Below are 25,024 nucleotides of genomic sequence, written 5' to 3'. Positions count from 1 at the left end.
GACGGCGGCCTCCGACCGGCCGGTCGAGGGTCGGCGCCGATTGTCGACCACGGGCGAGATTCCTCACGTAGCCTGCCCATATGCCTGATTCCGCCTCTGTCACGACACCCGCCCGAGAGGGACCGACGGTCCTCGCCGACGTCACCGTGATCGACGTGGAGAGGGGGACGAGCACCCCTCACCAGGACATCCGTCTGGACGGGGGCACGATCGCGTCGATCTCCGCCCATGCGCCCGAGGGCCACGGCCCGGACGTCGCGGTGGTCGACGCCGCGGGGCGCTGCGTGATCCCCGCCTTCGTCGACGCCCACGCCCATCCGCTCAACCACCCCGACGAGGTCGACGGCGCCTACGCCCTCATGCTCGCCGCGGGCGTCGCGGGCTACCGCCAGATGTCCGGGAGCGACGAGCTCCTCGAGCGCCGTGCGGCCGGCACCCTGCGCGAGCCTCCGGGCGCGCCCCGCCTGCTGGCCCTCCCGGGGGAGCTGCTCACCCCCTTGAACGCCGGCACCGCGAGCGCAGCGGCCCGCACGGTGCGGCACGAGGCCGAGCACGGCGCCGATTTCATCAAGGCCGCCTTCACCTCCGCCCGCACGTTCATGGCCGCCCTCCGCGCGGCGAACGAGGCCGGGATCCCGATGGCGGGCCATCTGCCGGAGGATCTCGACCCCCGGGAGGCGGCCCGCGAGGGGCTGCGCTGCATCGAGCATCTGGGGCCGCGCACGGCGCTCGTGGCGGCGAGCTCGCGGCGCGAGGAGCAGGTGCGGGCCATGAGCCGGTCGCTGCCCCCGCTGCCGCCGCTTCGGTTCCTGTCCAAGGCCTTCGAGAAGTCCCTGCTGAAGATGGTCGTCAACCCGTCCAAGAGCACGAGCGCGCAGGTCGCGGCGGCGTACGAGCTGGCCGGCCGCACCTACGACGAGCGCAAGGCCCAGGAGCTCGCGGCGCTGTTCGTCGAGCACGAGACCTGGAACTGCCCGACCCTCATCCGTCTGCACACCCAGAACTTCGGCGACCAGCCCGTCCATCTGGACGATCCGCGCGCGAAGTACGTCCACCCTGAGGAGCTCGCGGCCTGGAAGGACGCCTCGGCGACCCTCGCCGAGCTGCCCGGCGCCACCCAGGACGCGCTCGCGGAGGACTGGGAGGCCAAGCGCCGCCTCACCCGCGTGTTCGCGGAGGCGGGGGTGCCGATGCTGGTGGGCACCGACGCCGACGGGGCCGGCTGGGTGATCCCGGGCCTCGCGATCCACGACGAGTTCGACCTGCTCGCCGGCTCCGGGGTCTCCCCGCTGCGGATCCTGCAGATGGCCACGCTCGACGCGGCACGCTTCTTCGGGCGCCAGGACGTCGCGGGCCGGGTCGAGCTCGGCTTCGAGGCCGACCTCGTGCTCCTCGAGGAGAACCCCGTGGCCGACCATCGGGCCCTGCACGGCATCGCCGGGGTGGTGCGCGACGGCGTGCACCGCTCGCGCGAGGACCTCGACGAGGTGCTCGCCCGGCTCGAGGCCGCCCCGTGCGCCCGGTGACGGGGCCCGGCGCGCGGCGGAGAGCCGGCAGGGCGCGGGCTGCCCTGCCGGCCCGCCTCGCGCAGGCGCTGACTAGGGTGGCCGCATGACGCTCTCCCCGCCGCCCGCACCCCGCCCGCCCGAGCAGCGCGCCGCGCAGCTGGTCGTGGTGGCCGCCGTGATCGCGGCGATCCTGATCGCTGCGATGGGGCTGTTCCTGCTTCAGCCCCCGGTGCGGTGGATCCTGGTCGGCGTCGCCGTCGTGGACCTCGTGGTCATGCTCTCGATGTTCGGCCCCAAGGCGTTCGGACGCGGGGGAGCGCCCCGGCGCTGACGCGGCCCGCCGCACAGCACCTGCACAGCCCCACCGGGGTGCCCCGCACAAGTACGGGCCCGAGCCTCGTGCCATGCACAACGAGCACCCCGACACCGACATCGCCCCACCGCCGACCGACGGCAAGGGCCCACGCCCCCGATCCCGCCGTGTGACCCGCCGGGTCCTGCTCGGCGGCGGCGTCGGGCTCCTCGCCGCGACCGGCGGCACCGGCGCCTGGGCGTACGACCGGTACGTGCGCGACAAGGTCGAGGTCGCGGACGTGGGCGTCGCCGAGACCGCCGCCGGCGTCAGCACGGTCAGCTCGACCGACGGCGCCTACTCGGCCACCGGGTACACGTCCTCGACCACCACGATCACGCTCACCTCGACCGCGACCGGCTCGGGCTCCGAGGCCCTGGCCTGGTACGCGGCCGACATCCAGGTCACCGACGCGACCGTGATCCGCTCCGCCTTCGCGAACGACGAGTTCGGCCAGTCGATCATCGAGAAGCCGTCGGCGATGGCGGCCGCGCACGATGCGGTGCTCGCCATCAACGGCGACTACTACGGCTTCCGCGACACCGGCATCGAGATCCGCAACGGGGTCTCCTACCGGGACGAGCCGGCGCGCACCGGGATGGCGTTCTACCGCGACGGCTCGATCAGGATCTACGACGAGACGACGACCGACGCGGACACGCTCCTCGCCGCGGGGGTCTGGAACACCCTCAGCTTCGGGCCGGCGGTGCTCGTGGACGGCGCGGTGCCCGACGGGGTCGAGGACGTCGAGATCGACACCAACATCGGCAACCACTCCATCCAGGGCAAGCAGCCCCGCACCGCGGTGGGCGTGATCGACGACAACCACCTCGTGTTCCTCGTGGTCGACGGCCGGTCGGAGGGTTACTCGGCCGGGGCCACGCTCCCCGAGCTCGGCCAGATCCTGCTCTCCCTGGGCTGCACGGGCGGCTACAACCTCGACGGCGGCGGCTCCTCGGTCATGATCTTCGACGGCGACATCGTCAACCAGCCCTCGAACGGCGGCGAGCGCGGCACCTCCGACATCCTGTACGTGGCCGGGTGAGCGCGATGACCGCAGCTCCGGCACCCCTGCCCGGCCGTGCGAGGCCGCTGACCCCGCCGCTCACGCAGGCCGACAGCCCTCGCGCCGTCCTGGCCCCCGCCCCGACGAGCGACGGGACCGCCCCTCGCGGCCCCGGCGCCGTGGTCGCGATCCCCGCGCTCGAGCCCGGCCCCGAGCTGGTGAGGCTCGTGGGAGACCTCGCCGCCGAGGGCATCGACGTGATCGTGGTCGACGACGGCTCGGGCCCGCGCTTCGACGTCGTCTTCGACCGCTGCGAGCTCGCGGGCGCCCGCGTGCTGCGCTGTGCTCACAACCGCGGCAAGGGCACGGCCCTGCGCGAGGCGTTCGCCGCGGCCCAGCGCTGCTTCCCCGGGTCGGACGTCGTCACGGCCGACGCCGACGGCCAGCACACCCTCGTCGACATCCGGCGCCTCCGCGAGGAGCTCGGCCGCAGCGGCTCCGCGGACCGCGCCCCGATCGTGCTCGGCGTGCGCGCCTTCGACGGCGAGGTGCCCCTGCGCAGCCGCTTCGGCAACGCCCTCAGCTCGCTCGCCTTCCGTGCCGCGGCGGGCGTCTCCCTCGGCGACACCCAGACAGGGCTGCGGGGCATCCCGGCGCGGCACCTGACGTGGGCGCGGACCCTGCCCGGCGATCGCTACGAGTACGAGTACACGATGCTCGTGCGCGCGGCGCGCGACGGCATCGGGCTGCATCAGGTCCCGATCAGCACGGTCTACGAGGACGACAACGCCTCGAGCCACTTCCGGCCCGTCCGGGACTCGCTGCGGGTGCTCGGCCCCGTGCTCGCCTTCGCCGCGTCCTCGCTCGCGGCCTTCACGGTCGACACCGGGATCTTCTGGATGCTGACCGCGATCGGCCTGCCCGTCGCGCCCGCCCTCGCGATCGCGCGCCTCGTGAGCTCGGCGGGGAACTTCTCGATGAACCGCTGGGTCGTCTTCCGGGGCGGCCTGGCCGCGCCTCTGGGACGGGCAGCCCTGCGTTACGCGCTGCTCGCGGGCGCGGTGCTCGGCGGCGGCATCCTGCTCGTGGACGCCCTGATGGCGCTCGGCCTCGCGGCCGTGCCCGCCAAGATCGCCGCCGACCTGCTGCTGTTCTCGCTCAGCTTCGTCGTGCAGAAGGTCCTCGTCTTCCGCCGCCCCTGAGCCCCGATCGGCGGACCTCCCTGGGCGAGCGATCCCGCAGTCCCTACGCTGTCCCCATCCGCCCGTCGCTCCCGGGGGGGGGGGGCGCGGCCGTGCCGCGAAGAGGGGAGCCACGGGGCACCGACCCGACCACAGGAGTCGCCATGAACCACACCGACACGATCGCCCCGCGCCCTCTCGGCGCACCCACCTGGATGGATCTCAGCTGCCACGACCTCGAGAGCGCCCAGTCGTTCTACGGCGATCTGTTCGGCTGGACCTTCGAGGACGCGGGGCCGGAGACCCACCACTATCAGCGGGCCTCCGTCGACGGACGTCCGGTGGCCGGCCTCATGCTCGCCATGGACGCCGACGGCACGCCGCTGCCCGCGGACGAGGCGCCGTCGGCCTGGACCGTCTACCTCGCGACGGACGACGTCGAGCGCACCTCCGCCGCGATCGCCGACGCCGGCGGGAGCCTCGTCTTCGGTCCCGTCGACGTGCCGGACGTCGGCCGCATGGCCTTCGTGGCCGACGCGGTGGGCACGCCGTTCGGGATCTGGCAGGCCGCCCCCTTCGCCGGCTTCGACACGGCCGGCGGCGCGGGGGCGCCCGTCTGGTTCGAGTGCATGAGCGGGGACGCGCTCGTGGCCGAGCAGTTCTACCGCGACGCCCTGGGCTGGCAGATCGCGGTCATGCGCGGGTCGTCCGGGAGCGGGTTCTGGTACGCCACGAACGGGGAGGGCCAGGCGGCCACGGCGGGGCTGTGCGACGCCTCCGCGTTCCTGCCGGCCGGCGCCCCGGGCTTCTGGCGCCTGTACCTCGAGGTCGAGGACACCGACGCGACGGTCGCCCGCGTCGTCGAGCTCGGCGGTCGTGTGCTCGACGGGCCCCAGGACAGCCCCTTCGGCTACCTCGCCACGGTCGCCGACCCGGAGGGGGCCTCGTTCCAGGTCATCCAGTCTTCGAGACGGAGCGCCTGAGACCGCGGCGACGGGGCGTCGCCGCGCCGGCGTCCGGGGCCGCGGAGCGGGTGTCGCGACGCCAGCGCCGGAAGGCGAGCACCGACAGCACGAGCACGACGATCCACGAGATCACGACGACCGAGCCGTTGATCCACCCCGGATCCGCGATGAACGCCCCGATCGCGACGAGCGAGAGCTGGCCGGGCGCCGAGGCGAGGATCGTCGCGGCGAGGAAGTCCCGGTGCGGCACGCCGAACGCGCCCGCCCCGTAGTTGACGGGCCAGTAGGGGATGCCCGGGGCGAGGCGGAGCGTGCAGACGGCGTAGAAACCGCCTCCGACCAGCTGGGACTCGACCACGTGGGCGTGGCCGCCGAGCATCTTGAGGACCGTCTTCTGACCCAGCCCGCGGGCCGCCCCGTAGGCGCCCCAGCTGCCGAGCGTCACGCCGATCAGCGACAGCGGCGTGCCCAGGAGCACCCCGAAGGCCATGCCGCCCGCGACCGCCATGATCGTGATGGGGATCGGGGTCAGGGCGACGACCGCATAGAGCGCGATGAACACGAAGACACCCGCCCAGCCATAGCCCTCGATCCGCTCGTCGAGGGTCGAGAGGTCCGGCAGGCGCACGTTGAGCGCGAGCCAGAGCATCCCGAGCACGACGAGCACGAGCGAGGCGTTGCGCAGGATCGAGCCCCACGGGACGCCGGCGCGTCGAGGCGGCGTGGCCTCGTCGGTCGCGTCGTCCTCGTCGGCCCCGTCGTCGAAGGGCGTGCCGGTCGACGGGCGGGCGTCGGGATCGACGGGCACGTCGGGGTTCAGCGGCGCGTCGAGGGTGAGCGCGTCGTCGTGGTTGCCTGAGGCGGCGGAGTGACGCGCGGGGGCCGGGTGGAGGTCGGGAGCGGAGGAGGCGCCCGAGGTGCGCGAAGGCGTCGAGACCGTGGTGTCCGTGGCGGACGGCGTCGAGATCGTGGCGTCCGTGGCGTCTGACGGGGTGGGCGACGCCGAGATCGTGGCGTCCGTGGCATCTGACGGGGTGGGCGACATCGAGATCGTGGCGTCCGTGGCGCCTGACGGGGTGGGCGACGTCGAGATCGTCGCGCTCGACGAGGGGGCGTTCGACGAGGCGGACGGCGCAGGGGAGGAGGCGTCGGGGAGGTTCCGGTCCGCGGGGACGGGGCCCGCGGAGGCGGCGGGATCGGGCCGGTCGGTGTGGTTCATCGCGACAATTGTCCCCCGGACCGCATGATCCGCCCGGGCCGATCCGCTCCGCGGCCCTGCGCTGATCACGAGGGCGAGGACGCCGACAAGAGCTGAGCGCGATCCGCCCGGGCCGATCCGCTCCGCGGCCCTGCGCTGATCACGAGGGCGAGGACGCCGACAAGAGCTCAGCGCGTCCCGCCCGAGTACGCGGCGGGGGGGCGAGTGGCACGTTGTCGTCGAAACCGTGAATCGAGGTGCACATTTCGGGCGTTGTGGCTGCAGATACCGACAGAATCGTGATCCTCGATGCGACGTCCACAGCCAGCTCGCCCCCCCCGGGGGGAGAGAGAAGAGAGAGAGGGCGATGGACTCCCCCGATAGGGGTCGGCGCCTGCTTCCCCCTGTCGGCTGCTCTCCTCCCCGCCGCCTGCTCCCCCCTGGCGCCTGTTCTCTCTCTCCCCCCGCCTGCTCTCCGCCTGTCGGCCCACGACCGAGGTGGGGCGTCCCGTCCCTGCGCGGCTCACGGCTCCCACCCCCGTCGCACCAGCTCCTCGCGGTAGCGGCGCACCGCGCGCGTGCACCCGTCGCGGAGGTCGACGGCCGTCGTCAGGACCTCGACCCAGCCGTGGCGTCGACGCAGCTCTGCCCGACGGATGTCGCGCTCCTGCTGCTCCGGGGTGCGATGCCGGGGGCCCTCGTGCTCACCGCACACGTGGAGCTCGGGCCACTGCAGATCGGGCGTGCCCAGCGAGATCCCGTCGACCCGGATCTCGGCGTTCGCGAGCGGCTCGGGAAGCCCCGCGCGCACGCTCGCGAGCCGCAGGAACGTCTCGGGGCGGAAGTCCGCACTCATCCGCACGTCGGCGAGCGCCTCCCGCACAGCCCTCGCGCCGCGTCCGCGGAACGAGGCGGCCGCCTCGGTCAGGGAGGGGATCGTGGCCCACGGCTCGCTCCGGCCCTCGAAGGCGAGGCGCGGGGAGCGGACGAGCGCGTCGCCGACCGCGACCAGATCGTCGTGCGCGAGCAGGGGAGCGATGTCCAGCAGGGTCCGAGCCGGTGACGTGGCGCGGAGGCGTACGCCGGTGACCAGGTCCGCCTTCGACAGCTCGAGGTGCCTCCAGGACACGGACTCCGTCGTCCGCCGATGCGAGGAGCCCGCCATCTCGACCCGCTGCCCCGGAACCCACGTGTCGAAGGGGGCTGGCAGGGGGAGCCTCCATAGCCGAGCAGCCGAGAACCCACAGGCGGCGGCATGCGAGTCCGCCCGACAGTACGCCGCGATGACGTCCTCCTCGGTGGGTGTCGCGGCGGCATGCACGTAGATGCCGCGTCCCAGACGACGGATGTCCCGGCGTCGAGCGCGCTCGACGGACACGCCATGTCGTCGGAGCTCCTGGGCACTGAAGGCGCCCGCCCGGAGGGGAGGCGGCAGCTCGGCGGCGGGACGCGTCATGGGATGAGAGTGGCAGGGCGCGGTCCGTCGACGATGCGCGCTCCACAATCCGCAGGTCAACGCCGTCATCGGCGACTCCTCCACAACTCGCGCCGGGAAAGTCTGCGGCCGAGCGCGCCTCGTCGCGTGCCGAGGGCGGCAGAGCCCCCTGCCCGAGAGGGACGTTCGCGCCGGTGCCGTCGAGCATGTGCGAGAGACATGCCTGAACGCGCCGTCGAAGGGCCCGTGCGGCAGGGCCTGCCCGGAACTCCCGAGGCAGGGCACGCGGCTGCTCGCGCGAGGTTCCCGTCGCCGCGTCGGGGCGAGGGGCTGATCCAGATGCACGAACCCGTCGGAAGCAGAGATCGACGTGCACGTTCTCGGTGGTATGGCCTCTGAGAGCGACGCGAACGCGCGTGTCGATGCCACCCGCCGGCGGCTGCGCCCTGTGTGCACGCGACGCGCACGAATCCGTCGCCATGCGTGCTCGAGCGCCACGTTCCCGTCGGTAGGGAGAGCGCACGCGACAGGAACGTGCCTGTCGATGAGGCCGAGGCCGCATGGGCTCTGGCCCATGCCCTCCCCACCCGCCCACGTGGTGAGACCGCGCTCATAGCATGTGAGACGACGGGGGAGTACGGTGGCCTCCGTCATGTGCCGCCTCTTCGCCCTCTCCGCCGACTCGCCCGTCACCGCACGCTTCTGGCTGCTCGATGCGCCGCACAGCCTGCGGGATCAGTCCCGCTACAACGCCGACGGGACCGGGATCGGATGGATCGACGAGGAAGGCGCGGCCACGGTCGCCAAGCGCCCGGTCGCCGCGTACTCGTCGGACCGGTTCGAGCGCGCCGCGACGTCGCTCACGGCCCGCACGATGATCGCCCACATCCGCCTGTCCAGCGGCACCGGCTCCGAGCGCGAGAACACCCACCCGTTCCTCATGGACGGCATCATCACGGCCCACAACGGGGTGCTGCAGGTGACGGACGAGCTGCGGGAGCGGGTGCGGTCCCTCGGCGCGGGTCACCTCGTCCAGGGTTCGACCGACAGCGAGTGGATGGCCGCTCTCATCGCCGGCGAGGTCGCCCAGCGCGAGACCGCTCGGGGACTGCGGCGCGTGGCCCACGAGCCGGCCGGTCCCGGCGAGCACGACGCCGAGGCCGAGGCCCGGGACCGCGCCCTGCACGACGGCCTGGTCGCCGCGCTCGGCTGGATCGCCCGCCATGTGCCCGTGTACTCGGTGAACCTGCTCGTCGCCCGCGACCATCATCTCTATGCCGTGCGTCTTCCCGCGACCAACGAGCTGTGGGTGCTCGACCGCGACGCCGGCCAGGGGGCGGACGCGGCGCTCGAGCAGGAGTCCGAGACCATGCGGGCGCACTCCGACGACCTGCGCGACGTGCACTCCGTGGTCATCGCGAGCGAGCCGATGGACGACGACGAGGGCTGGCGCCTCCTCGACCCCGGCGAGCTCGTGCACGTCGACCCCGACGGTCATCTCACCTCCGAGGCGCCCTTCGGAGAGCTCGCCCACCCGCTGCGGATCGAGGACCTGGGGCTCTCGGCCGCGGCCTCCCAGGCCCATGACGCCGCGGCGAAGGAACGCGCCGAGCGCCGCACCGCGCTGCAGGGCGCCAGCGAGCGCGAGGCCGCCTGATCCGCTCCCGCCGCGCCACTAGACTGACCGCGTCATGAGCGCACCCCGGCACCCCGAACCCCTCCGTCCCGACGCCGGTGCAGGCGAGGCGCCGACCCACGGCACCGCCTACCATCGCCTCGCCACGCTCCGCCCCGAGTGGTCCCGCTGGTGGCGCCCCCTGCTCGCCGTCGCGGTCGCCCTCGTCGCCTACACGATCTTCGCGTCGCTGCTGCTCGTGGGCACGGTCGTCGTCCTCGGTCTGGCCGGGGCGGACCTCTCCATCGGACGACTCCTCGGCGATCCGACGAGCCCGCTCGACGTGTTCCTCCAGTGCGGCTTCGCGGCGATCGCCCTGCCCTCCGCCCTCGTGGGCGTGCGGCTGGGCGGCTGGCGCCCGCTCGACCTGCTGTGGTCGGTGGCCGGACGCTTCCGCTGGTCCCTGTTGCGCGGCACCGCGTCGATCGTCCTGCTCGTCTTCGCGCTCGTCGCGGCCCTGCCGCTGATGCTCGGCGACGCGCACCTCGCCCCCGGCCTCTCCGCCGGTCGCATCGTCGCCGTGATCGTGCTGCTCGTCGTGCTCGCCCCGCTGCAGGCGGCGGGGGAGGAGGTCGCCTTCCGCGGGCTCGGCCAGCAGGCCGTCGGCACCTGGCTGCGCCATCCGGCGTGGGCGATCGTGATCCCCGTGCCCTTCGCCCTGATCGGGCGCGGCTACTCCGCCCAGGCGCTCCTCGGCGCGGCCGTGCTCGGCCTGGCGTGCGGGTACGTGGCGTGGAAGACAGGGGGGATGGAGCTGCCGATCCTGCTGCACCTCGCCGTGGTCGGCATGACCTCTCTCGCCGCGCTCTTCGGCGGCCCGGTGGCCCCGCAGGGCCCGGTCACCGTGATCGCGATCGTCGCGACCGCCCTCGTGCTCGGCACCCTCACCGACCACCGCGAGCGCACGGGCTCGACACAGGCCGTGACCCGCCCGGCCGACGCCCCCGCGCCGCGCCTCGCGCGCGTCTGACGCGCCGCCCGGCCTACCTCGCCGTGCGCGCCCCCTCGACCCAGGCGGCAGGGTCGGTCCTCGCCACGTGCGGCGGCATGACGACGACGGGGCACGGCGCTCGGTAGATCAGGCTCCGCGCGAAGGCCGGATCGCCCGACAGCTCCCGCGCCCGGGGCGCGTCGACCACGAGCATCGCGGCTCCCGCGCTCGCGGCGAGCAGCACGCGGCGCCGTCCGCCGCGTACCGCCCGCAGCTCGACCTCCGTCGCGTCGGCGCCGAGGGCCGAGCGGACGTGCGCCTCGAGCTCGTCGCGCGCCGCGCCCTCCAGGACCGCCGGGGCGTCCGCGACGCGGGACGGCGTGGGGCGCACGGAGCCCGCCGCGGTGGAGGGCACCTTGTAGGCGCGCACCGCCACCAGGCGCAGGCCGCGCAGGCGGGCGGCGTCGAGCGCCCATCGCAGCGCGACCGGGGAGCCCGAGCTGCCGCTCACGCCCACGACGACGAAACCATGGGGGCGTCCCGTCGTCGTGGGCACGCCGGCGCCCGCCACCCCGCGCTCCCCGTGCATCGGCCCCTCCGATGCGTCGCGTCCTGTCGCGTCGTCGTTCATGCGACCGCCCCCTCCTCCTCGGCGTTCTGCTTGGACAGCGGGTCGGCGACGTCCTCGAGGCCCTTGCCCTCGGCGTTGACGCCGAGTACGAGGGCGACGATGCCGCCCGCCAGCATGATCACGCTGCCGCCGAGGTAGCCCCACATGAGCGGGGTGCGCGAGGACGCGTCGCCGATCAGCAGGCCGTAGATGAGCGGCGCGATCGCGCCGGAGATCTGGGCGATCGAGAAGAAGTAGCTGATCGCCTGCCCGCGCACCTCGAGCGGGAAGATCTCCGAGACGGTCAGGTAGGCCGAGGAGGCGCCCGCGCTCGCGAAGAAGAACGCGACGCACCAGAAGATGGTGTGCGTCGTCGCGGTGAGCACGTCGGCCTGGAACAGGAACGCCGAGACGGTCAGCACGACCGCGGCGATCGAGTAGGTCGCGAAGATCATCTTGCGACGCCCGATCGTGTCGAAGAAGTGGCCCAGCAGCAGGGGCCCCAGCAGGTTGCCCGCCGCGAACGGGATCATGTACATCCCGACGGAGGCCTTGGGGACGTCGTAGAACTGGCCCAGCACGATCTCGTACGTGAAGAAGATGGCGTTGAACAGGAACGACTGGGTGACCATGAGCGTGACGCCCAGGATCGTGCGCGTGGGGTAGACGCGGAAGAAGACGTGCGCGACCTTCGAGAACGGCAGCTTCTCCTCGGGCTTGACGGTGATGGCGCGCGCGTCGTCGACCTCGGCGAGCTCGTGGCCCGTCGAGCGCACGTCGTCCTCGATGCCCGCGATGATCTCCTCGGCCTGGTCGCCGTGGCCGTGCGTGAGCATCCAGCGCGGGGACTCCGGGATGTGCTCGCGCAGCAGGATCAGGGCGATGCCGAGGACGGGGCCGATGAAGAAGCCGATGCGCCAGCCCCAGTGCTCGTCGACGAGCGAGCCGTCGAGCAGGAAGATCGTCGCGATCGCGCCGAGCATGACGCCGCCCCAGTAGGTGCCGTTGACGGCGAGGTCCACCCGCCCGCGGTACTTGGCGGGGATGAGCTCGTCGATCGCGGAGTTGATCGCGCTGTACTCGCCGCCGATGCCGGCGCCCGCGATGAAGCGGCACGCGTAGAAGAACCACATCGAGAACGACGCCCCGGCCAGCCCCGACCCGACCAGGTACACGATGAGGGTGACCGCGAACAGCTTCTTGCGGCCGATGCGGTCGGTGAGGCGCCCGAAGACGAGCGCGCCGAGGACCTGCCCCACGAGATAGACGGTGGCCGACGCCGTGATCTCCGGCGTCGTCATGTCGAGGTCCTGGGCGAAGCCGTTGGCGGCGACGATCTGGGCCTCGAGCCCGTCGAGGATCCAGGCAGCCCCGAGGCCGACGATCACCATGGTGTGGAACCGGGCCCAGGGGAGCCGGTCCATGCGAGCCGGGATCAGGCTGCGCACCGCCTTGGTGCTCATGGTCCTACTCGCCCACGCGCTGCTCATGGGGTCTCCTGTCCGATGCGGGGTGCCATCGGTCGGCGCGCGCCGTGGAGGAGGAGGGGCGGCGTGGTCGGCCTGTGCGCTGGGTCACGTGCGGCAGGCACCCTACTCCCGGTGGGGCGCCTGCGGCCAGGGGCCGACCATGCGGTCCGCGGATCGGCTGCGGATCAGCTGCGGATCGCGTCGATCACCTTGATGCGGGTCGCGATGAGGGCGGGCAGGGCCCCCGCGAGGACGCCCACGATCGTGGCGGCGAGCAGGCCGATCAGGACCGCGGTGGTGGGGAACGGCGGGATGTCCACGAGCCCGGCGGCGTGGAAGAAGTCGGTCACGAAGGGCGCCTTGACGAGCGCGACCGCCGCGGTCACGCCCACGACGCCGGCGATCACGGTCGCGACCACCGACTCCATGAGCACGCCGACGAACACGCGCATCCCGGTCGCCCCGTAGGAGCGGCGGATCCCGATCTCCCGGACCCGGTAGCGGATGGTCACGAGGGCGATGTTGACCAGGCCCATCGCGCCGAGCACCAGGATCACGAGGGCCACGCCGATGATCGCCCAGCGGATGTAGGAGAAGACCTTGAGCTCGTCGTTGTAGTCCGACCGATAGGAGCTGAAGGCGCCGGCGGGGGTGTTCGCCAGCCGGCTGTTGAGCTCGGAGACGACCGCGTCCGCCTGCTCCGGGGGCACCCACGCGAAGTAGGTGGTCATGGTGCCGTCCGCCCCGCTCCCGGCCGGGAAGGCCGTGGCGGCCTCGGCGGTCGAGAAGAGCGCGGGGTACATGCCCGAGGAGTCCTGGGCGGGCACCACGCCGATGACGACGGAGGGCAGCGTCACGCCGCCCTCCCCGACGACGTCGACGGTCTCGGAGCCGAGGGCGGGACGCCCGAGCATGTCGTACATCGTCTGGTCGACCACGAGGGCGGGAGCCAGCCGTGCCTGGTCGGAGTCGGCGAACCAGCGTCCGGCGACCACGTCGGTGCGGTGCATCTCGCCCCAGGCGGGGTCCACGCCGCGCCATCCCGCGAACACGACCCCGGACCCGGTCTGCAGGCGCAGCTGGCCGCTCAGCTCACGGGTGCGCTCGGTGATGCCGAGCTGGTCGAACTGCTCGAGCACGGTGCGGTCGAGCGTCGCCTGGTCGGTGTCCGGTGACGCGGCGGAGGCGTCGACCTCGATCGTCGCGGATCGTCCGTTGAACCGCTCCGTCGACTGCTGGATGGCCTGCTGCAGCATGCCGCCTCCGCTCAGGACGGCGGTGAGCGCGAAGACGGAGAACGCGACGCCGATGAGGGACAGCAGGATGCGCCCCTTGTTGACGCGCAGCTCGCCGTAGGCCTCGACGATCGAGGCGATCAGGCCGGTCATGCGCCACCTCCCGGCGCGCTCGCGGGCGAGCCCGTGCTCGGGGAGGCGGTTCGCACGGCCTCGCGTCCGGTGCGGATGCCGCCCGTGCCGGCGAGCGCCGACCGCGCGGAGTCGGTGTCGACGGCGTGCAGGGTGCCCTCGTCCAGCAGGTAGGAGCGGTCCGAGAGGGCGGCGACCTGCAGGTCGTGCGTGATGGTCACGAGGGCGGCGCCCGAGTCGCGCGCGATCTGGTCGAGCAGCGCCATGACGGCCTCCCCGGTCGTGACGTCGAGAGCCCCCGTCGGCTCGTCGGCGAGGATCAGTCGAGGTCGGCGCACGAGCGCGCGGGCCACGGCCACGCGCTGCTGCTCGCCGCCGGAGAGGCGGTTGGGGGTCGAGCGGGCGCGGTCGGCCAGGCCCACCCGGTCGAGCATCTCGCGTGCGGTGCGCTCACGCCGCCAGAACTGCCGGGCCGTGCCGTACAGCATCGGCATCATGACGTTCTCGAGGGCGGTGCGTCCGTCGAGCAGGTTGAACTGCTGGAACACGAAGCCCACGGAGGCGCCCCGCAGGTGCGCCCGGCGCCGGTCGGACAGCCGTGTCACGTCGAGCCCGTCGAACAGGAGGGATCCCGACGTCGGGCGGTCGATGAGGCCCAGCAGGTTCAGCAGCGTGGTCTTGCCCGAGCCCGAGCGGCCGACGACGGACACGTGCTCGCCGGAGCGCACGACGAGGTCGATGCCGCGCAGGATGTCGAGGCTGCGCCGGTCGGGCAGGCGCACCGACCGGGTCAGGCCCCGCAGCTCGAGCAGCGGCGGCACGTCGGACCGGCCCTCGGCGGGCGTCGGCTCGAGCGTCACGGTGGGCGGCTCCGCGCCCGGCGGGGCCGCGGTGCTCACCAGACCCCCATGTTGGGATCGTCGGAGTCGACGCCGGGCACGTACTGCAGCACCTGCGTGCCCTCCTCGACGCCCTCGGTGACCTCGACGGTATCCTCGCTTCGCTTGCCCAGGGTCACCTTCTGCGCCGTCGGCTCGCCCGTCTCCTCGTCCAGGACGTACACCGTGCCGGCCGTGCCGTCGCCCTCGACGGCCGTGATCGGGACCGTCAGCACGCCGGAGGCGGTGCCGAGATCGACCGTGACGGTCACCGACAGCCCGGGCACGATCTTGGTCCCGTCCGGCACCGGGCAGCGCAACGCCGCCTGGGACTCCTGGGGCGTCGAGACCTCGCCCGTGTAGGGGTCCATGACGGGCTGGGAGGCCGTGCTCGCGTCGTCCTGGGAGGGGTCGTCCTCCTCGATCGCCGGGGCCTGGCACGGCACCGGATCGGCGGCGTCGGGCAGCGCGGCCGTCGCGGTGATCTGCTGGTCGAGCAGCCGCAGCTGCTGCTCGGGGGTCAGGTCCGCGACGATCGCGTAGGTGCCGGGCGAGATGGTCGCGACCGGGTCGCCGATCGCGAGGGTCTGCCCCTTGAGCACCGCGAGGTCGCGGATGGTGCCGTCGCTGCCGGCCTTGAGGGTCAGGTACCGGTACCGGACCTCGGCGGGGGCGGTCGACGTGGCCGCCGCAGCGTCCGCTCCCGCCGGATCGGCGGCCGCCGCAGGCACAGGGTCCTCCTCACGGGGCACCCGGACCTGCAGGATCTTGTCGCCCTCGACCACGTGGTCGCCGTTGCGGACCCAGAGCGTCGAGATCTCCCCGGCGTCGCTCGCCTTGAGCGGCGTGCCGTCGTCGGGCGTGACCGTCGCGCTCAGATCGATCGAGGAGGAGATGTCGCCCCGGGCGACGGCGACGGTGGCGTACTGGTCGACCTCGGCGGCGGGCGAGGCGCCGGGCCCGTCGTCGGCCGAGGACGACGAGAAGAACGCCATCTTCGCGAGGGCTGCGGCGATGACCGCCAGGATCACCATCCAGATCAGAGGGAACACATACCGGCGCACCGCTTCCATCGTCTTCCCCTCATCGTGTGAGCCGGGCAGCGCGACCCTGCGCCGCCCGTGAGGACTCGAAGCCTACGGAGTCCGCCCGACGGACGGCGCCGTCGGGCCCCGGATTCGTCCCGGAGACCGACGACGCGGCATGCATCCAACGATGCGCGCGCGGCCCGTGCAAGACTGGACACCGGGGGCGATGTCTGCTCGCTCTCGGGCGCCTTCACCCTCGCCAGGGGCCTCGTTAGGGTGGATCCATCGGGCGCCCCGCCTGGCGGGCGCCGTCCTCGAACCTGCTCCAGGAGGCATCCATGGCACGCATCACCCTTGCCCAGCTCCTCGTCACCCAGCTCCGCGACATGGGCGTCGAGCGCATCTACGGCCTCGTCGGAGACTCGCTCAACCCGGTCGTCGACGCCGTGCGCACGACCAAGGGCATCGAGTGGGTCCACGTCCGCAACGAGGAGGCGGCCGCGTTCGCCGCGGGCGCCGAGGCGCGCCTGACCGGCCGGCTGGCCGTGTGCGCCGGATCGTGCGGCCCCGGCAACACCCACCTGATCCAGGGCCTGTACGACGCCAACCGCGACGGCGCACCCGTCCTCGCGATCGCGTCGCACATCCCGAGCGACAAGATCGGCACCGGCTTCTTCCAGGAGACCCATCCCGAGGCGCTGTTCCAGGAGGCCTCGCAGTTCTGCGAGATGGTCAACTCCGGCCCGCACGGCGCGACGCTCCTGCACGTCGCCGCCCAGACCGCGATCGCCAAGAAGGGCGTCTCGGTGCTCGTGCTGCCCGGCGACGTCGCCGACCAGGAGGTCCCCGGGCCCCTCACCAAGCATCTCGCGACCGACCTCGGCGCGGTCGCTCCCGCCGCCGGGCCCGTCGACGAGCTCGCCTCGATGATCGACGCCGCGAACCGCGTGATGCTGTTCGCCGGTGCGGGCGTGCGCGGCGCCCGCGAGGAGACCCTGCGCCTCGCCGAGCAGGTCCACGCGCCGATCGGCCACGCCTTCGGCGGCAAGGAGTGGATCCAGTACGACAACCCCTTCGACGTGGGCATGAGCGGCCTGCTCGGGTACGGCGCCTGCTACGAGGCGATGCACGGGGCGGACCTCGTGATCCTGCTCGGCACCGACTTCCCGTACAGCGAGTTCCTGCCGTCGGAGAAGGGCATCGCGGTGGTCCAGATCGACGAGGACGCCTCGCGGCTGGGACGTCGCGTGCCCCTCGATCTCGCGGTCCACGGCGACGTGGCCCTCACGCTCCAGGCCGTGCTCGAGAAGATCACCCCGAAGAAGAGCCGCCGCTACCTCGACGACATGCTCAAGAAGCACCACAAGGCGCTCACCGGCGTGGTCTCGGCGTACACCAGGAACGTCGAGCGGATGAAGCCGATCCATCCCGAGTTCGTCGCGAGCACGCTCGACGAGCTGGCCGACGACGACGCGGTGTTCACCGTCGACACGGGCATGTGCAACGTGTGGGGCGCCCGGTACATCACCCCGAACGGCAAGCGGCGCGTGTTCGGGTCCTTCCACCACGGCACGATGGCCAACGCGCTCCCGCAGGCCATCGGCGCCTCGGCCGCGTTCCCGGGCCGGCAGGTGATCTCGATGTCCGGCGACGGCGGCCTGGGCATGCTGATGGGCGAGCTGCTGACCGTGCGCCTGCACGACCTGAACACCAAGATCCTCGTGTTCAACAACTCGAGCCTGGGCATGGTCAAGCTCGAGATGCTCGTCGAGGGCATCCCCGACTACGAGACCGACCATGCCTCCGTGGACTTCGCGGCGATCGCCGAGGGCGCGGGCATCCCGTCGGTGCGGATCACCGATCCCAAGCGGCTCAAGAAGGACCTGGGCCACGCGCTGTCCCGCAAGGGGCCGGTGCTGATCGACGTCGTGACCGACCCTGACGCCCTCTCGATGCCCCCGAAGATCACCTCCCAGCAGATCCGTGGCTTCGCGACCTCGGCCACCAAGGTCGTGCTCGGCGGCGGCGTCGGCAAGATGGTCGACATGGCCGCCGCGAACGTGCGCAACATCCCCCGCTGAGACGGCGCCGGGGGCCGCTGGAACGCCCCACGCGGACGGGGAAGGGGCTCACCCGCCGGCGCCGCCGAAGGACTCCGTGGACGCGCCCGCGGCCTGGTACCAGGTCACGGGCGCGTCCGTGCGCCACGACACGGTCCAGGTCGCGTAAAGACTCGGTCAAATCGTCTGGTGGGGGTGGTGGAGTGCTGGCACCGTGAGCGCTAGCGGTGCGTCGTGCCGTCCCCACGCCTTCGCAGGCGGGGCGCGGCGCACCTCCCCCATCACGAGCCCCGGAGGTCCCCATGTCCCGCACCCCCACCCATCGCGCCGAGGGCGCTCCCGTCCTGCTCAAGGGCTCCCGGCTGGCGCCGCGCGCGGCCGCCGTCGTGGGCGGCGCGATCGCGGCGACCGCGATCGTCGGCGCCGGGGGCGCGACGGCGCAGGCCGACGAGGCCACGTGGGACCGGGTCGCACAGTGCGAGTCCTCCGGGCGCTGGTCGGTCAACACGGGCAACGGCTACTACGGCGGCCTCCAGTTCAGCCGCTCCACCTGGAACGAGTTCGGCGGCCAGGCCTATGCCTCGACGGCGGACAAGGCGAGCAAGGACCAGCAGATCGCCGTGGCGCGCCGTGTGCTCGCCTCCCAGGGTCCCGGGGCATGGCCCGTCTGCTCGAAGAAGGCCGGCCTGACCAAGACGACCGGCGACGCCGACCGCTCGGCGCAGCCCGGCTACGGCTCCTCCGGCACGAAGACCCCGGCCAACCCCGCCCCGAGCACGCCCACGAGCGCCAAGCTCGTCGTCGACGGCCGCTTCGGCCCGAAGACCACCCGTGCGCTCGAGAGCTGGGCGGGCGTGTCGGCCGACGGCTCGCTCTCGAAGGCGGACATCAAGGCCGTGCAGCGCAAGGTCGGCGCCAACCCCGACGGCGTGATCGGGCGGGAGACGACGCGCAAGCTGCAGCAGGCGATCGGCGCCCCGACCAACGGCGCCAAGAGCTTCCGCACCGACCGCGCCACCGTGCGCGTCCTGCAGGACTACCTCAACCGCCGCTGAGCGAGGGTGTCCGGGCGGGGGTGTCGCCCCCCGCGTGCTCTCCCCGTGGCGCCTGCCCCTACGATGTAGGGCGCGTCGACGGAGGGAGAATCGGGCATGTGGGAGCTCGAGGGCACGGTCCAGCACTACGCCTGGGGCTCCGCCGCCGCCCTGCCCTCCTTCCTCGGGAGACCGAGCGACGGGACGCCCTGGGCGGAGGTCTGGTACGGCGCGCATCCGCTCGCGCCCGCCACCCTGCGCGAGACCTCTGCCCCTCTCGACCGGGCGATCGAGGCCGAGCCGCAGCGGCTGCTCGGCGAGGAGGTCATGCGTGCCTTCGACGGCCACCTGCCCTATCTGCTCAAGGTGATCGCGCCCGAGCGTCCGCTCTCCCTGCAGGTGCATCCCTCGCGCGAGCATGCCGCGGAGTCCTTCGCGGCCGAGAACGCGGCCGGCCTCCCCCTCGACTCGCCGCAGCGCAACTACCGCGACGACAACCACAAGCCGGAGCTCGTCGTCGCCCTCGAGCACTTCGAGGCGCTGTGCGGGTTCCGCACGCCGCGGCGTGCCGCCGCGATCCTCGCCGGGCTCGGCACCGACCTGACGGACCGCCTCTACGCGCTCCTGGTCCAGCACCCCCATGCGCACGGCATGCGCGCCGCCTTCCGGACCCTGGTCTCGCCGTCGATGCGGCCGGACCCCGAGACGGTCGCGCGCGTCGCCTCCGCGTGCGCGTCCCGCTACGAGCGGGGGCAGTCGCCGTCCCCCCGCATCGACCGCACCGTGTGGCTCCTGCACGAGCACTTCCCCGGCGACCCGGGCGTCGTGGCCGCGCTGCTGCTCAACCCCGTCACCCTGCATCCGGGCGAGGCGATGTTCGTGCCCGCCGGCGCGATCCACGCCTACCTCTCGGGCCTCGCGGTCGAGATCATGGCCGCGAGCGACAACGTGCTGCGCGCGGGGCTGTCCCCCAAGCGGGTCGACGCCGACGAGGTGCTGCAGTGCGTCTCGGTCGTCGCCGCCCCGCCGCTCCGCGTCGCCGCCGAGCGGCTGACCCCGGCGACCGTCGCCTACTACGCACCGATCGACGACTTCGAGCTGTCCCTGACGACGATCGCCGACGGGTCCGGGGGCACGCCCCCGCACCACGCGATCCCTGGCAGCGGTCCGCGCATCCTGCTCGCGCTCGACGGCGAGCTGACGGTCGAGTCGGCGATGGGCCGCCGCTCCCTCGAGCGCGGGCGCGCCCTGTTCGTGCCCGCCGTCGCGGGGGTCGTGCGGGTCGGGGGGAGCGGCCGCCTGGTCCAGGCGAGCGTTCCCTGACCGGCGTTCGGTGACCGAGGGGGCGTGCAGCGGCGCTCGGCCGACAGCAGGACGGCGCATCGGCGTCAGGCACTTGCCCTCCCTCTCGTCTGATCACTGGCATCTCATCTGATCACTGATGATTGACTCGATATAGAGTGATATGTGAGTGATCATTGACTGATGAGGCGAATGGTGACGGCGACAGTGAGTCGTAGGGCTCGGAGATGACACATGGATAACCAGGGAGTCGAGCACCTGGTGGCACGGTTGCGCGCCATCGGACGAGACGACGAGCGGATCGAGGCCAAGACCTGTGCCACGACGTTGAGCGCGGATGTCTGGGAGACCGTCAGCGCCTTCGCGAACACCGACGGCGGGACGTTGCTGCTGGGTCTCGACGAGCGCGAGGGGTTCGAGCCGTGCCCCAGCTTCGACCTGGACCGCGTCCTCTCCCAGTTCGTCGAGGGGATGGGAGACGGGGGCGGGCACGGGGGCAGACTCACCCATCCGCCCCAGTACCGGCCTACGACCGCGGTGGTCGACGGCATTCCGATCCTGGCCGTGGACATCGCGGAGAACGCGGTCGGCCTGAAGCCCTGCTACATCACTCGGCGAGCAGTCCACGGTGGCTCGTACAAGAGGGTCGGGGACAAGGATCTTCGACTCTCGATGACCGAGATCTTCGAGATGCAGACCGCGACGATGATCAGCGAGGCCGATCGCCGGGTGGTGGACGACGTGCAGATCGATGACCTCGACGAGACGTTGGTGGACCGGTACGTCGAGGCTCATGCGGGCTCCCGTGCGCTGGCAGGCATAGACCAGGGTGACCGGGCGGCTGCCTTGCGCCGTCTGAATGTCACCGCCCCGGGAGGAGGCGTCCGGTTCGCGGCTCTCCTCACGATGGGGCGCTACCCTCAGCAGCACTTCCCTCAGATGCTCATCGATGTGGCAGTCCACCCGTATCCGGATCGGGCCACCGCGCGGTCGTCCACGCGCTTCGTGGACCGCAGGCTGTGCGAAGGGCCTCTGGCGGACATGGTCGACCAGGCCGTGGAGACGGTGGCTCGCAATCTGCGTACGTACTCGACGGTGGAGGGGACCGGCAGGGTGGACCAGCTCGAGGTCCCGCGTGAGGTGCTGCGCGAAGCCGTGGCGAATGCCGTGCTGCATCGGGAGTACAGCCCGCCCTTCCAGGGCCAGCCGATCTCTGTCGACGTCTTCCCGGATCGCATCGAGGTCGCCAGTCCGGGTGGTCTGTGGGGTGGGAAGACGGTGGCCACCTTGGCCAATGGGCAGTCCCGATGCCGCAATGCCACTCTTCTGCAGATCCTGAGAAAACTCCCGCTCAGCGGGAAGCCCGGGTCCGTCGTCGAGGGCAACGGCACGGGGGTCGAGTTCATGAGGAACCAGATGAGTGCCCAGGCGCTCCCCGAACCGCATTACCGGGCGGCCCCCGACCTGGTCACGTTGACGCTAGGGCGGCACGCGACCGAGTTCCCGGAGAACCGCACGTGGCTGGCCGCGGTCGCGCACCGGGACCTGACGCGGCACGAGCAGATCGTCGCCATGATGGCCCGACAGTTCCCGGTTCTGACAGTCGAGCTCGTCCGGGACATGCTTCAGCTCGACTCGGATGACGTGCGCAGCGTGCTCGCCGACCTCACTCACGACGGCGTGCTGCGGAAGGATCCGGACGGTTGGCGACGAACGAACGCCGAGCCCATGGCGGGAAAGCGCAGGGCGCGCCCTTCCCCGGACACGGTCCTGGACGTCCTGTCCCCGTCCGATGCGCGTTCCATCAGGGAGATCGCGGAGCTGACCGGACTCTCCGTGGGCACCCTGCGGCCTCTCCTGAAGAGGCTCGTCGATGACGGCCGCATCAGCCCGACGGCGCCCCCGACCAGCAAACACCGACGTTACGTACGGGCCTCTCCTCCTCCGCGCGGGTGACTCCACCTATCGTGGGGTCCATGGAGAGCATGACCGCCGCCTCCCGACCGCTGCTCGACATCCCCGGCACGGTCGCGGCCCTGCGCGCGTCCTTCGACGCTGGGACGACGCTCGGCATCGACGGGCGGCTCGAGGCGCTCGCCGCCCTGCGCCGCGGCATCGTCGCCGAGCGCAGCGCCCTCGAGCGCGCCCTGGCCGAGGACCTCGGCAAGAGCACCCAGGAGGCGACGGTCACCGAGATCGGGGTGGTGCTCGCCGAGATCGACCACATGCGACGACACCTCCGCTCCTGGCTGCGGCCCGGTCGCTTCGGCCTCGGCGCCGTCCTCGCCCCCGGGAGCGGGCACGTGCTGCGCGAGCCCCTCGGCACGGTGCTCGTGATCGCGCCGTGGAACTACCCGGTCAATCTCGCGCTCTCCCCGCTCGTGGGGGCTATCGCGGGCGGCAACACGGCGCTCCTGGCGCCCAGCGAGCTCGCTCCTGCGACCTCGGCCGCGCTCGCACGGCTCGCCGCGCGCCACCTCGACCCCGCGTGGATCCGTGTGGTCGAGGGCGGGGTCGAGGAGAAGACCGCACTGCTCGCCGAGCGCTTCGATCTCATCTTCTACACCGGCGGCGGCCGGGTGGGCCGCCTCGTCGCGCACGCCGCGGCGGAGCACCTCACCCCCACGGTCCTCGAGCTCGGCGGGAAGTCGCCCGTGTTCGTCGACGAAGGCGTCGACCTCGCCCGCGCGGCACGGCGGATCGTGTGGGGCAAGTTCACCAACGCGGGCCAGACGTGCACGGCCCCGGATCACCTCATGGCCACGCCCGCCACGCTCGCGGCCCTGCTCCCGCACCTGCGCGCCGCGATCGAGGAGATGTACGGGCCCGATCCGCGCACGTGCGAGGAGTACGGACGGATCGTCGGCGAGGCCCAGCTCGACCGTCTCGCCGGGCTGCTCGACGGCGCGACGGCCGCGATCGGAGGCGTCGACGGGATCGATCGCGCGGCACGCCACATCCCGCCCACCGTGCTCGTGGACGTCTCGTTCGACGACCCCGTCATGGACGAGGAGATCTTCGGCCCGATCCTCCCGCTGCTCGCGGTCTCGGGCCCGCTCGAGGCCGTCGACCGGATCCGGGCCGGGGCCAAGCCCCTGACCGCGTACGTCTTCAGCGACGACCCGCGGACCCGTCGCCTGTTCGCGACCCGCACGTCGTCGGGCTCTCTCGCTCTCGGGCTCACCCTCGCGCACGTGGGCGCGGTCTCGATGCCGTTCGGCGGGGTGGGGGAGTCCGGGCACGGCGCGTATCACGGCCGTGCGAGCCTCGAGGCCTTCACCCACGCCAAGCCGGTCGTCTCCAAGCCGCTCGTGCCGGACACCCTGCGGCTCGTCTATCCGCCCGTCTCGGCGCTGCGGCGCCGGCTCGTGCGCCGCCTGCTCGGCGGCTGAGAGCCCGACCGACGACGTCCCGCGGTCGACGGACGTCGGGGGTCGGGAGCCCCTGCGCTCCAGTACTGTGTGGAGGCGACGCGACGGTCCCGGGCAGCGGATGATCCCGACGGGGCCGATCGGTCCCAGCCAGCATGTCGCCGAGGAGACGAGCGCACCGTGATGACCCCACCCTCTTCCCCGTACGGTCAGGGGCCCCAGCACGGCCAGGGCCCCGCGGGCCCTCCGCCGAGCGGCCCCTACGGGCAGGTCCCGCGCCGTCCGGACGCGCCGAACCTCGTCAACGGCGCCACGACCGAGGGGATCCTGGGGCGGCGGGGGATCCGCCACCCCTGGGAGCTGCCGCTGCTGTGGGTCGGCGTGGCCATCACGATCGTCGCGTTCGCCCTGTGGCTGTGGGCGACCGTCTATCTCGTCTTCGCTGGCGTCACGGGCGCCCAGTCGATGCTCGACCGTCTCGACGAGTACTCGGGGATCGGCAGCACGCTCATGCAGTTCTACGTGCTCATCGGCGTGCTCGCGCTCATGCTGTGGCTCGGCCGTGCGATCCAGTACGCCCAGCCGCGGGCGGTCGGGGTCCGCATGAGCCCCACCCAGTTCCCCGAGGGCTACCGGATGGTGGTCGAGGCGGCGCGCCACCACGGCCTGCGGCGCGTGCCCGACGCCTACGTGATGCTCGGCAACGGCACCATCAACGCCTTCGCCTCCGGCCATGGGTTCCGCCGGTTCGTCGTGGTCTACTCCGACCTGTTCGAGGTCGGCGGCGCCGCGCGCGACCCCGAGGCGCTGCGCTTCATCATCGGTCACGAGGTGGGGCACATGGCCGCCGGCCACGTCTCCTACGTGCGCGTGCTGTTCACGACCCTCATGATGCAGGTCCCGCTGATCGGCCCGGCCTTCTCCCGCGCCCAGGAGTACACGGCCGACAACTTCGGCTACAGCTTCTGCCCGCAGGGGGCGCCCGGGACGATGGCGGTGCTCGGCGCCGGCAAGTACCTCAACGCCGATGTCAACGTCAACGAGCTGGCCGACCGGGCGGTGACGGAACGGGGCCTGTGGCTCCACATCGTCAACTGGGGCTCGAGCCATCCGATCACGACGTGGCGCGCGCACGCCCTGCGCCATCGCGAGCGCTCCGGCAAGATCTGGTTCCGTCCCGGCTCGCCGCTGTTCCCGGGGGTGGCGAGCACGCCGATGTTCCGCGGTCCCCTGCCCTCGGGCAGCGTGTTCACGAGCGCCTACCCCACGCCGGACGAGGTCCTCGAGATGCTGGACGCGGCCGATGCCCAGCGTCCCCGCAACCTGACCAACCAGTTCGGCCGCTTCCCGGGCGCCGACTACTCGGACGAGCCGTCGATCCGTGCCGTGCAGACCGCCATGCCCCTGCTCTCGCGGCGCAGCGACGGGCCGACGCCCGCCGCCGGCCCCGGCGGCGGTGCCGGGCAGCACCCCGGAGGCGGCTCGGGCCCCTACCCGGGCGGCGGTCCGTCGCCGAGCAGCGGCCCGGGTCCGTATCCGGGCAGCCCGTCCGGGCCGTACACGGGTGGTCCGGGATCGTCGCCGAGCGGTCCGGGAGCCGCCCCCGGCGGGCCGGGCATGCCGCCCGGCGACGGCCCTGGACAGCGCCCCTAGA

At 72.6% G+C, this 25,024-nt stretch carries 20 protein-coding genes; 13 read left to right on the top strand and 7 right to left on the bottom strand.

What is annotated here, in order from left to right; all coding sequences use genetic code 11:
- Positions 1-80 precede the first annotated feature (80 nt).
- The 5 genes from BRM3_RS03240 to BRM3_RS03220 all read left to right on the top strand — a co-directional run bounded on the left by BRM3_RS03240 (position 81) and on the right by BRM3_RS03220 (position 5,030).
- Positions 81-1,526, top strand: coding sequence for an amidohydrolase family protein (locus BRM3_RS03240; RefSeq protein ID WP_263594667.1), 1,446 nt, complete (start codon positions 81-83; stop codon positions 1,524-1,526).
- A gap of 85 nt (positions 1,527-1,611) precedes the next feature.
- A complete protein-coding gene (locus BRM3_RS03235; protein WP_263594666.1) occupies positions 1,612-1,839 on the top strand; it encodes a hypothetical protein in 228 nt (75 codons plus the stop codon).
- 73 nt (positions 1,840-1,912) lie between these two features.
- On the top strand, positions 1,913-2,905 hold the full coding sequence (locus BRM3_RS03230; RefSeq protein WP_263594665.1) for a phosphodiester glycosidase family protein: 993 nt from the start codon (positions 1,913-1,915) through the stop codon (positions 2,903-2,905).
- A gap of 5 nt (positions 2,906-2,910) precedes the next feature.
- The gene (locus BRM3_RS03225) at positions 2,911-4,068 is read left to right on the top strand and encodes a bifunctional glycosyltransferase family 2/GtrA family protein (RefSeq protein ID WP_263594664.1); all 1,158 of its coding nucleotides are present in this window, start codon (positions 2,911-2,913) and stop codon (positions 4,066-4,068) included.
- A gap of 143 nt (positions 4,069-4,211) precedes the next feature.
- A complete protein-coding gene (locus BRM3_RS03220; protein WP_263594663.1) occupies positions 4,212-5,030 on the top strand; it encodes a VOC family protein in 819 nt (272 codons plus the stop codon).
- On the opposite strand, the gene BRM3_RS03215 is transcribed toward BRM3_RS03220, so the two are convergent.
- Positions 5,002-6,231 carry a TVP38/TMEM64 family protein gene (locus BRM3_RS03215; protein WP_263594662.1) on the bottom strand — a complete coding sequence of 410 codons (1,230 nt, stop codon included), beginning with the start codon at positions 6,229-6,231 and terminating at the stop codon, positions 5,002-5,004. The genes BRM3_RS03220 and BRM3_RS03215 overlap by 29 nt on opposite strands.
- A gap of 502 nt (positions 6,232-6,733) precedes the next feature.
- Positions 6,734-7,339: a hypothetical protein gene (locus BRM3_RS03210; protein WP_263594661.1), complete on the bottom strand. Its 606-nt coding sequence runs from the start codon at positions 7,337-7,339 to the stop codon at positions 6,734-6,736.
- A gap of 958 nt (positions 7,340-8,297) precedes the next feature.
- Between BRM3_RS03210 and BRM3_RS03205 the strand changes: the two genes are divergently transcribed.
- Entirely contained in the window at positions 8,298-9,302 is a 1,005-nt protein-coding gene (locus tag BRM3_RS03205; protein WP_263594660.1) for a class II glutamine amidotransferase, read from the top strand.
- Positions 9,303-9,336: 34 nt separating this feature from the next.
- The gene (locus BRM3_RS03200; RefSeq protein WP_263594659.1) at positions 9,337-10,290 is read left to right on the top strand and encodes a CPBP family intramembrane glutamic endopeptidase; all 954 of its coding nucleotides are present in this window, start codon (positions 9,337-9,339) and stop codon (positions 10,288-10,290) included.
- Positions 10,291-10,303: 13 nt separating this feature from the next.
- On the opposite strand, the gene BRM3_RS03195 is transcribed toward BRM3_RS03200, so the two are convergent.
- The 5 genes from BRM3_RS03195 to BRM3_RS03175 all read right to left on the bottom strand — a co-directional run bounded on the left by BRM3_RS03195 (position 10,304) and on the right by BRM3_RS03175 (position 15,648).
- Positions 10,304-10,882: a universal stress protein gene (locus BRM3_RS03195; protein WP_263594658.1), complete on the bottom strand. Its 579-nt coding sequence runs from the start codon at positions 10,880-10,882 to the stop codon at positions 10,304-10,306.
- Entirely contained in the window at positions 10,879-12,351 is a 1,473-nt protein-coding gene (locus BRM3_RS03190; protein WP_263594657.1) for an MFS transporter, read from the bottom strand. The genes BRM3_RS03195 and BRM3_RS03190 overlap by 4 nt, the downstream gene beginning before the upstream one ends.
- A gap of 164 nt (positions 12,352-12,515) precedes the next feature.
- Entirely contained in the window at positions 12,516-13,718 is a 1,203-nt protein-coding gene (locus BRM3_RS03185) for an ABC transporter permease (protein WP_263594656.1), read from the bottom strand.
- A complete protein-coding gene (locus BRM3_RS03180) occupies positions 13,715-14,518 on the bottom strand; it encodes an ABC transporter ATP-binding protein (protein WP_263595383.1) in 804 nt (267 codons plus the stop codon). Before BRM3_RS03180 ends, BRM3_RS03185 begins: the two co-directional genes overlap by 4 nt.
- A 74-nt stretch (positions 14,519-14,592) precedes the next feature.
- Complete coding sequence (locus BRM3_RS03175) at positions 14,593-15,648, bottom strand: efflux RND transporter periplasmic adaptor subunit (RefSeq protein ID WP_263594655.1); 1,056 nt, start codon at positions 15,646-15,648, stop codon at positions 14,593-14,595.
- Between the two features lie 293 nt (positions 15,649-15,941).
- Here BRM3_RS03175 and BRM3_RS03170 point away from each other — a divergent pair, with 293 nt between their 5' ends.
- The 6 genes from BRM3_RS03170 to BRM3_RS03145 all read left to right on the top strand — a co-directional run bounded on the left by BRM3_RS03170 (position 15,942) and on the right by BRM3_RS03145 (position 25,023).
- Positions 15,942-17,684 carry a pyruvate dehydrogenase gene (locus BRM3_RS03170; protein WP_263594654.1) on the top strand — a complete coding sequence of 581 codons (1,743 nt, stop codon included), beginning with the start codon at positions 15,942-15,944 and terminating at the stop codon, positions 17,682-17,684.
- A gap of 281 nt (positions 17,685-17,965) precedes the next feature.
- Positions 17,966-18,718: a transglycosylase family protein gene (locus BRM3_RS15025; RefSeq protein WP_318152437.1), complete on the top strand. Its 753-nt coding sequence runs from the start codon at positions 17,966-17,968 to the stop codon at positions 18,716-18,718.
- Positions 18,719-18,814: 96 nt separating this feature from the next.
- Positions 18,815-20,020 (top strand): mannose-6-phosphate isomerase, class I, encoded by a 1,206-nt coding sequence (gene manA / locus BRM3_RS03160; RefSeq protein ID WP_263594653.1) that lies wholly within the window; start codon positions 18,815-18,817, stop codon positions 20,018-20,020.
- A gap of 213 nt (positions 20,021-20,233) precedes the next feature.
- Positions 20,234-21,955, top strand: coding sequence for an ATP-binding protein (locus BRM3_RS03155; protein WP_263594652.1), 1,722 nt, complete (start codon positions 20,234-20,236; stop codon positions 21,953-21,955).
- Positions 21,956-21,975: 20 nt separating this feature from the next.
- Positions 21,976-23,391 (top strand): aldehyde dehydrogenase family protein, encoded by a 1,416-nt coding sequence (locus tag BRM3_RS03150; RefSeq protein WP_263594651.1) that lies wholly within the window; start codon positions 21,976-21,978, stop codon positions 23,389-23,391.
- A 162-nt stretch (positions 23,392-23,553) separates the two neighbouring features.
- Complete coding sequence (locus BRM3_RS03145) at positions 23,554-25,023, top strand: M48 family metallopeptidase (RefSeq protein ID WP_263594650.1); 1,470 nt, start codon at positions 23,554-23,556, stop codon at positions 25,021-25,023.
- Position 25,024: the final 1 nt, after the last annotated feature.

Source organism: Brachybacterium huguangmaarense, from assembly GCF_025725725.1.
Lineage (GTDB): Bacteria > Actinomycetota > Actinomycetes > Actinomycetales > Dermabacteraceae > Brachybacterium > Brachybacterium huguangmaarense.
Note: the sequence above shows the minus strand (reverse complement) of the source record. Positions and strands in the feature narration are given on the sequence as shown.